The sequence below is a fragment of the Paenibacillus piscarius genome (genome assembly GCF_022234545.1).
Taxonomy (GTDB): domain Bacteria; phylum Bacillota; class Bacilli; order Paenibacillales; family Paenibacillaceae; genus Paenibacillus_AQ; species Paenibacillus_AQ piscarius.
In genome coordinates this window covers 138900-153966 of sequence record NZ_JAIEUI010000005.1, presented here as the reverse complement: position 1 = coordinate 153966, position 15067 = coordinate 138900, and the positions used below count along the sequence as shown (strand labels likewise).

The following is a 15067-nucleotide window of genomic DNA, read 5'->3' as shown; positions in this document are numbered from 1 at the left end:
GTGCTGCTAGGGTGAGCGGGTGCGCTGCCGGGTGGTTGTTTGTGAGTGTTGCTGGAGGCGTCCCCATGCCGACCCAATGTGGTCGGTTTCCACATACATTTGCCCCACGCGCCAACATCCCTGCCCATTGTGTTCGGTTTTCAGCATACATCCGGCCCACGAACCGCTACGAGCCTCAGGGATCTGCCGAGGGCAATCCAATCTACCCTATAAGCTCCCCGGGAAGTTTAAGCACCTTAACCATATCTCCTTCATGAAAGGGCCCGCTATCCGGCGGGATGATGATTAGACAATCGCTGTCTTTGATCGTCACCGTCACAGAGGACTCGTCCACGGTGGCAGGATACGCATAAAGTCTGCCTTCCCGGATCTCCAGCCGGGCCCGGACATACCGGGTAAAGGTATTTGCCCGTGTATAGTCTGTCCCTAAGAAGGCGGTCCATTCCGGCAAATCCGGCTGGGCAGCACCTTGCATCAAGCCGATCACCGGACGGGCAAACAGCTGGAACCCGACGAAGCAAGCCCCCGGATTACCGGATAAGGCGAGCAGGATCGTCCCGCCGCGCACCGCAGCCGTTGTGACGCTGCCTGGGCGCATGGCGATTTTGTTGAACAGCATGTCCCCGCTCCGCTCACGGATCAGGTCGCCCATAATATCATAATCCCCGACGGAGACTCCCCCGGTTGTAATCACCAGATCACAGCTCTCCAGCGCCATCTGTACCTTGCTTCGGGCCAGTTCCAGATCGTCGGCGATTGCACCAAGCATGACCGGCTCTCCCCCTGCTTCGCGGATAAGCGCCTCCAGCATCGGGGAGTTGCTGTTGCGGATTCTCCCCGGTACCAGCGGCTCGTCCACTTCCAGCAGCTCCGATCCGGTGGCGAATACTGCCACCTTCGGTTTCCGGCGCACCGGAACATGTGGCACCCCCAGCGCGGCCAGTACCGCTATGTCGCCAGGACCGATGATTCGGCCTGCGGGAAGAACCGGATCACCCGTTCTCAGCTCCAGCCCGCAAGGGGTAATGTGCTGTCCCGGAGCCGCCGGTTTCCCTATCCCCACATACCGGATCCCCTCGTCAGTCCGGCTCACGGTAGCCTCCAGCATAATCACCGTGTCGGCTCCTTCCGGCAGCTGCGCGCCTGTCATGATCCGTGCCGCGGTTCCCTGTGTAACGGCTCTGGAGGCTACCGCCCCGCACGGGATCACATCTACTACTTCCAGCCACACCATGTTATTCTTATCTGCCGCTGTAAGATCTGCCGCGATTACGGCATAACCGTCCATCGCCGAACGGTCAAATGCCGGAAAAGGATGGGGAGCCTCAATCGCGTTCCCCAGAACCCGCCCGTTGCTCGCCGTCAAAGGCACTTCTTCCACGGAAAGAAGCTTCGCATAGGACTTAAGCAGTGTCTGTGCCTCCGCCACCTGAAGCACGGAGCGTTGAAACTTGCCCCCGGTATATTCCTTGTTGTCATTCTCCTGGTTCGCCACTTGCCTGACTCCTCCTTCTAAGCTACAGCAAAAGAGATGCACGGGCCTGAACCCAGGACCATGCATCCCTATCTTCCTTCAGCTTCAATTGTCGCAAACGCATGCCTTCTGCTTAAGACCCGCGAATGACCCGGACATCCGCTGCAATGACGGCTTCCCCTTCATACAGCATGAAGCGGCCATTCTGCCATTCCACCCGCAACAGCCGGGAGTCATCCGACTGGTATTGCCAGACATGCTGCTCCCCGCCGTTCATGTAAGGCGTCTGGCCGGTTACCGCTGCGTACCCTTCATATTCTTCCTCCAGGTAGAACATCCGGTCATCCAGCTCCAGCGTTGCCGGTACCTCAGAGGGACTGTCAAGCCGCCCGTCGATCGGGTGGTACAGCCTGTATTGCAGCTCCTCACGCTCTTCGACATACAGATAGGCGACCTGGCTGCCGTCACGCAGCGTCAGCACAGCGGCATTGCGGCCGCTGGTCTTGGTCCGTCCGGTCACCTCATAAGTGACCAGAGATACCTCACAGATGTCTCCGGGAGCCAGGTCTAACATACTCTTAGGCGCCGCTGGCGCTGCCGGCTTCGAGAAGAGCTTGCCGATTCTTGTCCACAGACTCAAGTGCCCCACTCCTTCTTAACCTGCTTATCCACGTATAAATGCAGCGATAATCAATGCTCCTGTGACGTGCAGCGAGCCTGCCATCAGACCGTAGCCCACCTTGCCCAGTTGGGTGCCATGGTCCAGTTCAAGCTTGCCCCATTTGGCCATTAACACTTCTACACTCTTCTCCAGCACAAACAACAGGATAAAAGAGACTACAGAGACGATCAATGCGGTCCCGAGCCGGTTCGCCGCCGCAATGGATGCGGACAGAATATAGGCCTGTGACAGCAGCTTCATGACCAGCCGGGTCGTCACGGCCATATTGCCTGCCTTCAGCTCCTCCATATCATTGTAACGGGTAAACTGCGAATCCACGAGCATCAGCACACACAGCAGCACTGCGCCGCTTACCGTCCATACGACCATAGACGCCAGGGTATTGAAATCCATTGCTCCAGCCCCCGCCTGTTCATATTTTCTTCCTCAGGATGACAAACATAAAGCGAAGGAGAAACTGTTCGTGCTGTCTCCCCTTCGCCTGTGGACAACCACCTGGAAGTCCGGCTTATGCCAATATGTTATTGTTTCTCGTATTGCTTCATCAGCGCCGCCAGCTCATCTTCAACCGCCTGATCCTTGCCCAGCTTCTCGAATTCATCATCCAATGACCGGTTGCCTGAGCTCATCTCGTTGCTGGCCTCAGCCTGCGCTTCAGCCTGAAGCATCTTGTCCTCCATCCGCTTCAGACCGGCGGAAGCGGAATCGGAGCTGAATCCGCTCATCGCTTTGTTAATTTCGGTCTGGGCCTTCGCCGCATTGTAACGGGCTACCAGCGTCTCCCGCTTGTTCTTCATCTGGTTCAGCTGCTTGCGCATCTCTTCCAGCTTGCCGCGGAGATTGTCTGCTGAAGCCTTATTCTGGTCGAAGCTGGCTTTGTATTCTACAAGCTTGGCTTCCGCAGATTTCTTCTCCTCCAGTGCGCGGCGCGCCAGATCGGCATTGCCGGCCTGTGCGGCAGCATGGGCCTGCTGGTTGCGCTTGTTCACCAGCGCCTCTTGCTCTTCATAGAGCTGTTTGAACTTCTTCTCAATCGCGATCTGGGCGGCAACGGCTTTCTCCGCATCCTCCAGATCCTCTGTCATATCCCGGATGTACTGATCGGTCATTTTGACCGGATCTTCCGCTTTATCAATAATCGCATTAATATTTGACATGGTCAGGTCGCGCAATCTTTTAAAGATAGACATGGTTCATTCCTCCAAAATAAAAGTTAGTTGCTCATTTGGTATCTTTTACGCAGAGAGAACAGAATCGTTTCAAAAAAATATCCGCGTCTTCTGCAATAAATATTGCTCCACTTTGTGATTCACAATATTCACGGCTTCCGCGATGCCTTCCCGGCTCAGGTTGTCGTAATGAATGCCCATCACCACCGTGACCGTCCGGTTCAGTGCAGCGGCAGCCTTCAACGCAATTGCTTCGCTGACCGTATGCTCCTTATGATGGGGGACGGCAGAGGTCATGACCCGGGCTGTATCCCCGTCCATATAGGCCGTGCTTGCCGCACCAATATGGCGGACTCCCCCGGTAATCAGGAGCAGCAGATCCCGGCCCACCTCAATCTCGGTCAGCTCAATGTCATCAGGATGCGGCTGATCCATGGTCATGATAGAATTCCCCCTCCCCCATATATTAACCATTATCTACACAATACCACGGATTTCATCCAGAGAGGAAATGTTCTCTTCTGCCATCAGTTGCTGCAGTTCTTCGACCAGTGTATGGCCTGCCCGCAAGTTCATGAAATTATAAGTGCCAACCTGGATGACAGTTGCTCCGGCCATAATAAATTCTATGATATCTGAGGCGGAGGTGATTCCTCCCATCCCGATAACCGGAATGGACACCCGTCTGGATACCTGATGCACCATGCGCAGGGCCACCGGCTTGATAGCGGGTCCCGACAGTCCGGCATACAGATTGTTAAATACGCTGCGGCGGCGGCGGATATCGATCTTCATGCCCGAAATCGTGTTGATCAGCGAGACGGCGTCTGCGCCCTCAGCCTCGCACATCACAGCCATCTCAGCGATATCCTCCGCATTCGGCGACAGCTTGACGGCCAGCGGCAGGGAGGTCGCCGCCCGGACGGCACGGACCACCTCCTGCGCGGCCGGTGTCTTCACACCGAAGGCGATGCCGCCCTCCTTCACATTCGGGCAGGAGATGTTCAGTTCAATCATGTCCACCGCCTGCTTGCCTGCAAGCCCGCGGGCATCCGAATCTCGCTGGATCAGCTCAGCGCCCAGCACATAATCCGCGAGCGTATTGCCGCCCAGGTTCACGATCCGCGCGGTGTCCAGCGTCTCCCAGTAAGGCAGCTCCTTGGCCAGGAAAGCCTCGACCCCCGGGTTCTCCAGTCCAACACTGTTCAGCATGCCGGACGGGGTCTCGTATACGCGAATGCCAGGGTTCCCGGCTTTGGCGTGGAGGGTCAGTCCCTTGCCGGAGATGCCGCCCAGCATGGATACATCATAGAGCCTGCCGTACTCCCGGCCGAAGCCGAAGGTGCCTGAAGCCATCACAATAGGATTCTTAAAAGTTACACCGGCAATTACAGCAGAGGTATTAATCATGGAACAGCACCTCCTCAGCCAGGAAGACCGGACCGTCTGCACAGGCTTTGCGCTGCCCGTCCTTGCAGGACACGCTGCAGACCAGGCAGGCGCCGATTCCGCAGGCCATGCGGTTCTCCAGCGACAAATACACGTCAGGACGCTTGCCCGAGGCAGCGGCGGCGATCCCTTTGAGCTGTGCAGCCTTCAGCATCGGATGCGGGCCGCACACAAAGATATGATCGTAGGCGGTGAAATCCACACTGTCCAGAATCAGCCCGCCTACGTCAACGGTCAGACCGGCAGCATAGGGACGAAAGGCTTCGGTTCGGTAAGACTCCTGGCTGAAGCCGAGATAGATATCGCAGCCTGGAAGCTCCTGGGCGCAGTAATAAAGGGGAGCAATGCCGATTCCCCCGCCTACAAGTGCAACCCGGCCTTCCACCTGCGGAAAGCCAGTGCCGAAAGGCCCCTCAAGCTCCAGAGTATCGCCCGGATTCAATCCGGCCAGAATCTCAGTGCCCTCCCCTACTACGTGATACAAGAAATCTACACCGTTATCATTCACCTGATGAATGCTAAGGGGCCTGGACAGCAGCGGATAGGCTCCCCATGCCCGCAGCATGTAGAATTGACCCATCTCACCGCCATTGCCGCCCTCAACTGCCAGATGGTATACGCCATCTGCCAGACGCTCATTACTAATCACCGTCGCCACGTTATCAAGCTCCTTCAAATTTAATCTTATTAACCATGCCTTAGAAGGAACTTAAAATCTGTGACATTGTTCACAAACACACCTTCTATTTCTTATTCCAGTTTCCGCGCATGTAAGGCTCCGGTATCTCCGCCGGATCAATTCCCCCAAGCGCCTCTGCGGCATGAAGCGCCCAGTACGGATCGCTAAGCATGGCTCTGCCTACAGCCACCAGCTCAGCCTTCGCTTCCGTAATAACCGCCTGGGCCTCCTGATAGGATTCCAGACGTCCTACTGCGATTACGGGAACCTGCAGTCCGCTGCGTATGTACTCTGCAAGCCCTACCTGATAGCCCGGTCCGGCTCCCGGACCGCCGTTCGATCCAACCGGCCCCTCGCCGCCGGATGAGACATGGAACATATCTACACCAGCCGCCTGGTAACGCCGGCAGAATTCCAGCGCATAGGCTTCATCATATCCGCCGTCCACATACTCCCGGGCGGAGACTCTCATAATCAGCGGCATTTCGGCCGGCAGCACCTCACGTACCGCCTGCACCACCTGCTCGCCAAAGAGGATAGGGTCACGTCCGTATTCGTCATCCCTTGCATTAGAGCGCGGCGAATGGAACTGATGGATCAGGTAGCCATGGGCACCATGCAGCTCTACGGTATCGAATCCGGCTTCTACCGCCCGGCGGGCTGCCTCCCTGTAGTCCGCCACAAGTCCGGCGATCTCTTCCCGGGTCAGCGCTCTGGGCGTGGCATAGGTCTCATCAAACGGGATGGCGGAAGGAGCCACCGGCGGCTTGGCATCAACAGCCTTGCGTCCGGCATGTCCGAGCTGGATGGCGATTTTGGCACCATAGGTATGAACGGCATCAGTGATCCGCTTGAACGGAGCGATCTGTCCGTCATCCCAGATGCCGGTATCCTGATTGGTAATCCGCCCATCCGGGTGCACCCCGCTCATCTCTACTATAATGAAGCCCGTACCGCCTACCGCCCGGCTGACGTAATGCACGTGATGCCAGTCAGTGGGAATACCATCCTGCTTCTCCACGGCATACTGGCACATGGGCGGCATAACCACGCGGTTCTTCAGCGTCAACGCCTTCAGTTCATAAGGGGTAAACAAATCGGTCATTCTGGTCTCCATCCTTCCCGTTGCTATGATCTGGCGGGTACTTGCCCGTAAGGTTAAGTATACAATGATTTGCCGGCAGGAGAAATCTCTGATCATCCGCCTGACCGCATACCTAGCATAAATTCACAGCGTCATGGAAATAACAACCTTATCACGTAAAATAACCGGAACTGCGGATACAGGAGGCGTACTGCAATGAAACTGATAACATTCCGCCGGAGCTTGCTCATCATCACTCTCATATCCTTGTCCCTGCCCTGCTCTCCGCCCGCCGCCGGACTTCTCTGCGCCTCTGCGGAACCGGCCGTACGGACGTTGTTGCCCGATAACACGGCTCCTGAAGAGGAACAGGCGGTTCCTGCCGGTTCTTCGGCAGCCCAGTCTGCTGCAGCCAAGGCCAAGCGCCACCCCCAGAGCAAGGGACTGACCCTCAGCCAGCTGCTGCGCAAATACCCGGATACCATCAAGACGCAGGGTCCCCGGCGCAAAATGGTTGCGCTCACCTTCGACGATGTGCCTGATCCGCGCTATACCCCGCAGCTATTGGATGTTCTGCGCAAATATAAGGTCAAAGCTACCTTTTTCGTGGTCGGCAGCCGTGCAGAGAAGCACCCGGCCCTGGTTGCGCGGATGGTCCGCGAAGGCCATGCCGTCGGCAATCACTCTTATAATCATCCCCAGTTCACCAAGCTGAGCGTGAATCAGTTCCGCACCCAAGTTGTCCGGACAGAGAATATCATTCAGCTGCTGGCCGGTTATAAGCCCCGACTGATCCGCCCGCCATACGGCGACATCAACGAGCAGCAGCTGAAATGGGCCAAAGCCCATGGCTATAAGCTGGTGAACTGGAATGTAGATTCCCTTGACTGGAAAGGGCTGTCCAAAGCCCAGGTGAAGCAGAATATCCTGTCCAGGGCAGGCAGAGGCGCAATTATTCTCCAGCATGGAGGCGGCGGACGCGGCAGCAACCTGCAGGGTACCCTGCAGGCGCTCCCGGACATCATCCGCACGATCCGCAGCAAGGGCTACAGCTTCGTGACCGTCCCGCAAATGCTTCAGGTGAGCAAGGACAAGCGAGGGGATTAAGGTTAAGTATAAAAAAAGAAACAAAATCCGGCGGACTGCCGGTTTTGTTTCTTAAAGGGCTGGTGCAATATGCGGTAATTTGGTTTATTGAATAATATACAATTGTACATACTGGTAGCCGAAATCGGCTACAAAGCTCTGGCTGCCCGGAATAAAGATATCAATCCGGTTGCCCTTAATAGCACTGCCCATATCCGTAGCTGTCGCAAGGAAAGCCTGCTTCGGAAGTCCGGGATGGGTATAGCCGGTAACAAGCACCTTCGTCCCGAGCGGAATAACACTCGGATCAACCGCAATGGTCCCCAGCTTCAGCGCATTGCCGAAATAATCGACTGCCCCCCACTTTCCATTCTCACTCGCTGCTGAGGAATAGGCAGACGCCTTCACCTGCAGCACCTTGGCATAATTGAATTCCTTGCCCCAGGCTTGAACGGTATTGGTGGCAGACTGCACGCTGAACGCCGGGACGTCCTGCGCCTCAGCGGCAACGGGAGCAGCAGCGGCATTCATCACTGCGGCCGTCTTGGCCTGGACATCGCCGGGAATTGTAAACTTCAGTCCAGGATAAATATTGTTAGCCGGAATCTGCGGATTCGCGTTCATCAGCTCTTCCACGCTAATGCCATAATGATTGGATAGCGTATAATAAGTAGTAGTATCTCCAGCGATATGTACGCTGTCAGCTTGAACGGGAGCGGCGTGAAGCATAGCGCCCAGTCCCATGGCAGCCGCCAGGGCTGTAATGGCTTTGAATTTGATGGTCATGAATAGCCTCCTTCATTAGTGGGCGCCGGGAGCACCTTCTGCTTCCCGTCTGTGGCGCCAAGATAACGCTGGACCTATCATTATTGTCTGTAAGGTCTCTGTAAATGCTGTAGTGTGTAAACTAACAGATATCAATATATCACAAGTTTGTAACCTTTGGCTACGTTTTGTTACCGTCTGGAAATATTTTATGCGGATACGGCTGTTTTTCAGTCCATAAATATTACATATTGTTAATAATTTGGGCGATCCAAGGAGCTGGCCAGACAAGTTTCTTGCGGCCGGCACGAAAATTTTACACAGTTTTAACATTTCTCCCTTAAGCAAATAGTAGAATAATAGAATACGATAACAGCTACAGACATTGAAGCATATTTGGAGGGTCCATGAACGTGAATGCAGATGAGAAAAAAAACAGTCATATCAGTCCTGCAACAGCCTATCTTAACCGTGATCTGAGCTGGATCGAGTTCAACCGCCGGGTGCTCGGCGAAGCGCAGGACCCCGAGAACCCGCTGATGGAGCGGGCCAAATTCCTGGCTATTGTCTCCAGCAACCTGGATGAGTTCATCAGCGTCCGGGTAGCAGGCATCCAGGATCAGATCCGGGCGGGCTATACCAAGAAGGATTTCACCGGCTACACCCCCTCCGGCCTGTACAAGCGGCTGATCAAACGGGTAAGCAAGATCGTTGCGGACCAGTACCGCACATTCAAGGATATTCAACGTAATCTGCACAAAGAGGGCATCGTGTTCGTGGATTATGAGGACCTGACACCGGCCCAGGAGCAATCTATTGAAGAATATTACCGTGACATTATATTTCCGGTTCTGACCCCGATGGCCGTAGACCAGAGCCGTCCCTTCCCGCTGGTGCACAGCCAATTCATCTACCTGGCGGTGGTGCTGACGCGCAAGAACACCCAGGAGGAGGAGCCTTATTTCGCCATCCTGCAGATTCCGTCCAATCTGCCGCGCTGCATTCCGCTGCCGCACCGCTCCAACAGCAAGAAGCGCCAGTTCGTCTTCATTGAAGATGTGATCCGCCATCATATTCAGACCTTATTCAGCGGCTATGACCCTGTAGCCGTTAATGAATTCCGCCTGACCCGCAATTCCGACCTGACGATTGACGAAGAAGGCGCAGAGGATCTGCTGGAGGAGATTGAGAAGGAGCTGCGCAAGCGGCGGCGCGGTGTGCCGGCCCGCCTTGAGGTGCAAAAAGGCATTCACCCTTATGCACTGGAGCAGCTTCAGGCGGAATTCGAGCTTGAGGATTTCGTATTTGAGATTGAGGGCCCGCTGGATCTCGGCTTCCTGCGCAATTTTGTCGGCAGTCTGAAGGGCTTCAGCTATCTGCATTACGAGCCGGTTGAACCGATGTATCCGGCAGAGTTCGAGGAGAATGAGGATTTCTTCGAGGTGCTGAGCGAGCGTGATGTGCTGGTCTATCATCCCTATGAATCCTTCGACGCCATGACCGACTTCATTATCCAGGCTTCTGAGGATGAACAGGTAATGGCAATTAAGATGACCCTATACCGGGTCAGCGGTAATTCTCCGCTAATCGCCGCACTCGCCCACGCCGCCGAATCGGGCAAGCAGGTTACCGTCGTCGTAGAGCTGAAGGCCCGCTTCGATGAGGAACGCAATATCGCCTGGGCGCGCAAGCTGGAGCAGTCCGGCTGCCATGTCGTCTACGGCCTTGTTGGCCTTAAGACCCATGCCAAGGTCACTCTGATTGTCCGCCAGGAAGGCGCGGAGCTGCGCCGGTATGTGCATGTGGGTACAGGGAATTACAATGACAGCACAGCCAAGGCCTACACCGACCTCAGCCTGTTCACGGCCAATCATGAGATTGGTCTGGATGCCTCGGAGCTGTTCAATCAGATGACGGGCTACTCGGCCAATCACAACTGGAACTCCTTCATTGTAGCGCCGACCAACATGAGTCTCTCGCTCCAGAAGCTGATTCTGCGCGAGGCTGAGCATGCGGCGGCAGGCAGACCCGCGCGGATTATCGCCAAGATGAACTCGCTGTCCAACCAGGAGGTCATTGACTACCTGTACAGCGCGGCCCAGGCCGGTGTATCGATCGACCTTATCGTCAGAGGCGTCTGCTGCCTTCGTCCCGGAATTGAAGGCCTCAGCGAGCGGATTACCGTCCGCAGCATTGTAGACCGGTTCCTGGAGCATTCACGCATCTATTATTTCGAGAACGGCGGGAACCCCGAGGTCTATCTGTCGAGTGCAGACTGGATGACCCGCAACCTGACCCGGCGGATTGAGCTGATGTGCCCGGTGAAGGACAGCGTGATCCGGGGGCAGATTGTCAAGATTCTGGAGCTGTCGCTGATGGATAATGTGAAATCGAGCTTCCTGCAGCCTAACGGATATTATGAACGTGCAGACGACAAAAAGGCCCCGCTAAGGAGCCAGTTCGCTGCTATGGATGTTACCCGCTGGAAGGGTAGCCGAGCTTTACCTTCACCGACCAAGCATTCCTGAACGCTTTGAGCGCATTCTCGATGTCCTCCAGACCGATCAGCACCGCTCCGCCCTGCAGCTCCAGATCAAGTGTATGATTGTGCAGACGGGCCTTCAGCCCGCTGACCACGCCGATCTCGGTGCTGTCCAGAGCAATGCTTAGCTGCACCAGTGCTCCCAGCTTATGAACCCATTCCTCGTCGGAAGCCAGCAAAATGTCCTTATGCATCTGGGACAATTTCTGCTTCCGGCTTTTGGTGCTGTACGAGGCAATGAAGGCGCTGAGAATGAGCTGCCGGTGCGTCAGCCCGCGGATGGGCGAATTCATAAGCCAGTAGAGGGTGTGCCGTTTGGACTGGTAATAGTTAATATTGGATCCGGTCCGGTGCAGCATCACAGCCACGTAGATCAGCTTCTCCTGCTCCGCCCGGTCCCCCTCCGGCCCGAACGCGCCCAGCAGGCTCAACGCCAGCTTATGAATATGCTCGAGATGGCGTTTAGACGTGCGGATGTCAAAACGGATAATCGTGTCCAGACTGTACTCCAGCGCACTGTCCCGCACCGGCTGCTCCGGTTCCAGCAGATCATGCAGCATTCCCTCGCGAAGGCCCTCCCCGCTGATCAGCGCCTGGCTGGCCCCAATATATTGGTACACCGTATGGAAAATAATCAGCCCGGATACGATGATATCCGCCCGGCTTTTGGACAGCCCGTCCAGATCCTTGCGCTTCTCATACGAAGTCGCAGGCAGAACCTCCATAAACCGCTCTATGGTCTCCCGCTCCAGCACATAGCCGTGGGAATTCGGCAGGGAATACTCCCGGTTCTTCTGGTCGAGCTTGCCCAGTGAACGGAGCGTTCCTCCAAGCCCGTAGAGCGGGAGGCCAGCGCCTGTTGAGAGCCAATCATGCTCCACCAGTCTGCCGGTCACATAGAGCTGCAGCTTGCGGATCTGCTCCGCATTCCAGTTGCCGCTCTGGCTGAACATCAGATTCGTATTGACCGCCCCGAACGGGAACGAGATGCTTCTCTGATGCCGCCGCCCGCGGAACAGGGTAATCTCCGTACTGCCGCCGCCGATATCAATAACGAAGCCGTCCTGGACATCGAACGCATTGATCACCCCAAGGAAGCCGAAGTAAGCCTCCTGATGTCCGCTGACCACTTCAATCCGGATGGATGAAGCTTCGGACAGATAGGAGATAATCTCCGCAGAATTCGCAGCGTTGCGGATAGCCGCAGTGGCCCCGGCGCGGATCTGCTCCACCCCGAATTCATCACATATCTGCTTGAACTGGCGGAGAACAGGGACTACAGTATCCATATCCTTTTGTTCGAGTCTGCCTTCTCCCGTAATCTTCTCACTCAGACGGGCAGAGTATTTGCATTCCTTGATGATTTTGTAGCCGCCGGCCTGTGTCGTGTCATAGATTACAAGCCGGATGGAGTTGGAGCCAATATCTATAATGCCGATCCGGCGCAGGTCCTCTCTCATCCCTGTACACTCCTTTTCTAGTAGACTGATTCATTTGTATACTATATCACCCATTCTGTACTCAGCCAAAATAAAATAACCCTATAATGCGGGATTATGGACCCGAAAAAGCAAAAAACAGCCGCTGAAGCAGGCTTCAGCGGCCTTCATATCGCAATTCTTACAGCACCTTGCTCAGGAAATCGCGGGTGCGGGCGTGCTTCGGATTCCCGAACACCTCCGCAGGCGAGCCCTGCTCCACAATAACCCCGCCGTCCATGAACAGAATGCGGTCGCCGACTTCACGGGCAAAGCCCATCTCGTGGGTTACAATCACCATCGTCATGCCGCCTAAGGCCAGCTGCTTCATAACCTCCAGCACCTCCCCGACCATCTCGGGATCAAGCGCTGAGGTCGGCTCATCGAACAGCATTACATGCGGCTGCATCGCCAGCGCCCGGGCTATTGCAATCCGCTGCTTCTGGCCGCCGGAGAGCTGGGCCGGATAGGCATCCCGCTTATCCTCCAAACCCACCGTGCGCAGCAGCTCCAGCGCAATTTTCTCCGCTTTCGACGACTGCTGCTTGCGCACCTTGAGCGGAGCCAGCATAATGTTCTGCAGCACAGATTTGTGCGGGAACAGGTTGAACTGCTGGAACACCATCCCCATTTTCTCACGGGTCACGTTAATATCATGCTTCTTCGCGGTAATGGATGCTCCCTCGAATTCGATCTCCCCGCCGGTGGGCTGCTCCAGAAGGTTCAGGCAGCGCAGCAGGGTGCTTTTGCCCGATCCGCTGGGACCGATAACGACTACAACCTCACCCTTGTGAATGTTCAGATCAATGCCCTTCAGAATCTCCAGCTTGCCGAAGCTCTTGCGCAGGTTCTTAACCTCGATCATCGGTATTCAGCCTCCGTTCCAATATGCCCAGCAGCTTGGATAAGGTGAAGGTCAGTACGAAATACATGACGGCTATCACCACCAGCGGGCTGAGTCCTTCATAAGTAATCGTGGTAATCGTTCTGGCCTGGAACAGCAGGTCGGCGACACCGATCATCGAGACGATGGACGACTCCTTGATAATCGTAATGAATTCATTACCGATTGCCGGGAGTACGTTCTTCAGCGCCTGCGGCAGAATGATGTAACGCATGGTCATCCCCTGCTTCATCCCGAGCGAGCGGGCTGCCTCCATCTGGCCGCGGTCCACCCCTTGAATCCCGGCCCGGAAGATCTCCGCCAGATAGGCCGAGCTGTTAATAGTAAGCGTGATTGCACCCGACTGGATGGGGGACAGCGAAATACCGAACTCCGGCAAGCCGTAGTGAATCAGGAACAGCTGCACCAGCATCGGTGTCCCGCGTAAGAATTCCACCCAGGCGGTGGCAATAAAGCGCAGGATTCTCCACTTCGACATCCGCAGCAGCGAGACTACAATCCCGAGCACGAAGCCGAAGAATACCCCCATGACGGCAAGCAGCAGGGTGTACTGCAGACCGGATAAGAAAAAATTGCGGTATTCATAAGCTAAATCAAATACACTCATTGACTACTACCCTCCTGTTCTCAAAAAAATAGAAAACAGCGGATCACCGCCATTTTCTGCAAAAAAGAAGTCTGGTCCCGCAGTTGCCTGCGGGCCTGTGTTCATTCCGCCAACCGGTTGGTTCTGTAATGCCGCGTGTTATTTGCTCTCCGCCAGCTCGCTGGCAGCCGTTACAAACTCATCGATCTTGCCTTCGCTGTTCAGACGGCCGAGTGTCTTGTTCACTTGATCCAGCAGCTCGGTGTTGCCCTTCTTCACGCCGATGACATAGCCATCATCTTCCACTTCAGGCTTGGCATCTGTAATAACCAGCCCTTTGACATTCTTCACGAAGGACTTGGCTACCGGTCCTTCCATAATTGAAGCATCGACGCGGTTGGACTGCAGCTGCAGGACGATCTCGGAGATTTTGCTGAGGGAGGTAAGCTGTGCGCCTTCAATCCCCTTGGCAATATCCTCCTGAATCGAACCGGTCTGAATGCCGATCTTGGCACCCTTCAGGGAATCCATCGTTGCGAATTTGTCTTTGTCCGCTTCACGGACCACTACGGCCTGCTCAGCCTTGTAGTAGATATCGGATAACCCGACGGCTTCTGCACGCTCTGGTGTCGGGCTTAGACCCGAGATGACCATATCGATCCGTCCGCTGGCCAGCTCATTCAGCAAAGAGTCGAACGGAAGATCCTTGACCTCCAGCTCCTGGCCGAGATCAGCAGCGATCTCCTTGGCAATCTCGATGTCAAAGCCGACAATCGTATCCTGACCATCTACCATCTTGTGGAATTCATAAGGCGGGAAATCCGCGCTTGTACCCATAATCAGCTTCTTGGCTGCGGCCGGCGCATTGGTGGCTGCGGCATCGCCGCTGGCAGCCGTGTTGTTCTTATCGTTATTGGAGCCGCATCCGGCCAGCAGTCCCGCTGCCAGCAGCAGCCCCATCGAAAGTTTACCCCATTTGTTCATTAGTCGCTTTCTCTCCTGTTCATATTATGTTCTATTTCTGTTCGTCCCTTTGACCGACTTATTATAAATCACATCGCATGAATATGCAAAGACGAATTTGTGACAAAACTTGTTAGTCCGGGACCTCTTTTTGCACAACCTATGAAAAGAGGTATATAATACTATCTACTATAGATTATCCCCAT

General features: G+C 55.3%; 15 protein-coding genes. 2 read left to right on the top strand and 13 right to left on the bottom strand.

The features are described 5' to 3' along the window. Window positions 1–202: 202 nt before the first annotated feature. From K1558_RS11130 to K1558_RS11095, 8 genes are all read right to left on the bottom strand, one after another. Window positions 203–1495 (bottom strand): molybdopterin molybdotransferase MoeA, encoded by a 1293-nt coding sequence (locus K1558_RS11130; protein ID WP_238651640.1) that lies wholly within the window; start codon window positions 1493–1495, stop codon window positions 203–205. A gap of 112 nt (window positions 1496–1607) precedes the next feature. Continuing rightward, window positions 1608–2114 (bottom strand): DUF4178 domain-containing protein, encoded by a 507-nt coding sequence (locus K1558_RS11125; protein ID WP_238651639.1) that lies wholly within the window; start codon window positions 2112–2114, stop codon window positions 1608–1610. Window positions 2115–2138: 24 nt separating this feature from the next. Further along, window positions 2139–2549, bottom strand: coding sequence for a DUF350 domain-containing protein (locus K1558_RS11120; RefSeq protein ID WP_238651638.1), 411 nt, complete (start codon window positions 2547–2549; stop codon window positions 2139–2141). A gap of 128 nt (window positions 2550–2677) precedes the next feature. Beyond that, window positions 2678–3346, bottom strand: coding sequence for a PspA/IM30 family protein (locus K1558_RS11115; RefSeq protein ID WP_238651637.1), 669 nt, complete (start codon window positions 3344–3346; stop codon window positions 2678–2680). Window positions 3347–3415: 69 nt separating this feature from the next. Then, window positions 3416–3766: a prenylated flavin chaperone LpdD gene (gene lpdD / locus K1558_RS11110; RefSeq protein WP_238651636.1), complete on the bottom strand. Its 351-nt coding sequence runs from the start codon at window positions 3764–3766 to the stop codon at window positions 3416–3418. 36 nt (window positions 3767–3802) lie between these two features. Next, window positions 3803–4735, bottom strand: a complete 933-nt coding sequence (locus K1558_RS11105; protein ID WP_238651635.1) for a dihydroorotate dehydrogenase — start codon at window positions 4733–4735, stop codon at window positions 3803–3805. Then, a complete protein-coding gene (locus K1558_RS11100) occupies window positions 4728–5432 on the bottom strand; it encodes a dihydroorotate dehydrogenase electron transfer subunit (protein WP_238651634.1) in 705 nt (234 codons plus the stop codon). Before K1558_RS11100 ends, K1558_RS11105 begins: the two co-directional genes overlap by 8 nt. An 85-nt stretch (window positions 5433–5517) precedes the next feature. Next, complete coding sequence (locus tag K1558_RS11095; protein ID WP_238651633.1) at window positions 5518–6558, bottom strand: NADH:flavin oxidoreductase/NADH oxidase; 1041 nt, start codon at window positions 6556–6558, stop codon at window positions 5518–5520. 195 nt (window positions 6559–6753) lie between these two features. Between K1558_RS11095 and K1558_RS11090 the strand changes: the two genes are divergently transcribed. Then, window positions 6754–7644 (top strand): polysaccharide deacetylase family protein, encoded by an 891-nt coding sequence (locus K1558_RS11090; RefSeq protein ID WP_238651632.1) that lies wholly within the window; start codon window positions 6754–6756, stop codon window positions 7642–7644. 84 nt (window positions 7645–7728) lie between these two features. On the opposite strand, the gene K1558_RS11085 is transcribed toward K1558_RS11090, so the two are convergent. Then, a complete protein-coding gene (locus K1558_RS11085; RefSeq protein ID WP_238651631.1) occupies window positions 7729–8409 on the bottom strand; it encodes a 3D domain-containing protein in 681 nt (226 codons plus the stop codon). Between the two features lie 386 nt (window positions 8410–8795). Here K1558_RS11085 and ppk1 point away from each other — a divergent pair, with 386 nt between their 5' ends. After that, on the top strand, window positions 8796–10916 hold the full coding sequence (gene ppk1 / locus K1558_RS11080; protein ID WP_238651630.1) for a polyphosphate kinase 1: 2121 nt from the start codon (window positions 8796–8798) through the stop codon (window positions 10914–10916). On the opposite strand, the gene K1558_RS11075 is transcribed toward ppk1, so the two are convergent. The 4 genes from K1558_RS11075 to K1558_RS11060 all read right to left on the bottom strand — a co-directional run bounded on the left by K1558_RS11075 (window position 10864) and on the right by K1558_RS11060 (window position 14882). Then, the gene (locus K1558_RS11075; RefSeq protein ID WP_238651629.1) at window positions 10864–12390 is read right to left on the bottom strand and encodes a Ppx/GppA phosphatase family protein; all 1527 of its coding nucleotides are present in this window, start codon (window positions 12388–12390) and stop codon (window positions 10864–10866) included. The genes ppk1 and K1558_RS11075 overlap by 53 nt on opposite strands. Before the next feature lie 160 nt (window positions 12391–12550). Beyond that, window positions 12551–13273: an amino acid ABC transporter ATP-binding protein gene (locus K1558_RS11070; RefSeq protein ID WP_238651628.1), complete on the bottom strand. Its 723-nt coding sequence runs from the start codon at window positions 13271–13273 to the stop codon at window positions 12551–12553. After that, window positions 13260–13919 (bottom strand): amino acid ABC transporter permease, encoded by a 660-nt coding sequence (locus K1558_RS11065; protein WP_238651627.1) that lies wholly within the window; start codon window positions 13917–13919, stop codon window positions 13260–13262. The genes K1558_RS11070 and K1558_RS11065 overlap by 14 nt, the downstream gene beginning before the upstream one ends. Window positions 13920–14057: 138 nt before the next feature. Continuing rightward, window positions 14058–14882, bottom strand: coding sequence for a transporter substrate-binding domain-containing protein (locus K1558_RS11060; protein WP_238651626.1), 825 nt, complete (start codon window positions 14880–14882; stop codon window positions 14058–14060). Window positions 14883–15067 lie beyond the last annotated feature (185 nt).

Bases quoted from the DNA above. Each gene is read 5' to 3' on its own strand.
- lpdD (WP_238651636.1), bottom strand. From the start codon at position 3,766: ATGACCATGGATCAGCCGCATCCTGATGACATTGAGCTGACCGAGATT.
- K1558_RS11070 (WP_238651628.1), bottom strand. From the start codon at position 13,273: ATGATCGAGGTTAAGAACCTGCGCAAGAGCTTCGGCAAGCTGGAGATT.
- ppk1 (WP_238651630.1), top strand. From the start codon at position 8,796: ATGAACGTGAATGCAGATGAGAAAAAAAACAGTCATATCAGTCCTGCA.
- K1558_RS11095 (WP_238651633.1), bottom strand. From the start codon at position 6,558: ATGACCGATTTGTTTACCCCTTATGAACTGAAGGCGTTGACGCTGAAG.
- K1558_RS11105 (WP_238651635.1), bottom strand. From the start codon at position 4,735: ATGATTAATACCTCTGCTGTAATTGCCGGTGTAACTTTTAAGAATCCT.
- K1558_RS11075 (WP_238651629.1), bottom strand. From the start codon at position 12,390: ATGAGAGAGGACCTGCGCCGGATCGGCATTATAGATATTGGCTCCAAC.
- K1558_RS11065 (WP_238651627.1), bottom strand. From the start codon at position 13,919: ATGAGTGTATTTGATTTAGCTTATGAATACCGCAATTTTTTCTTATCC.
- K1558_RS11090 (WP_238651632.1), top strand. From the start codon at position 6,754: ATGAAACTGATAACATTCCGCCGGAGCTTGCTCATCATCACTCTCATA.
- K1558_RS11115 (WP_238651637.1), bottom strand. From the start codon at position 3,346: ATGTCTATCTTTAAAAGATTGCGCGACCTGACCATGTCAAATATTAAT.
- K1558_RS11120 (WP_238651638.1), bottom strand. From the start codon at position 2,549: ATGGATTTCAATACCCTGGCGTCTATGGTCGTATGGACGGTAAGCGGC.
- K1558_RS11085 (WP_238651631.1), bottom strand. From the start codon at position 8,409: ATGACCATCAAATTCAAAGCCATTACAGCCCTGGCGGCTGCCATGGGA.
- K1558_RS11060 (WP_238651626.1), bottom strand. From the start codon at position 14,882: ATGAACAAATGGGGTAAACTTTCGATGGGGCTGCTGCTGGCAGCGGGA.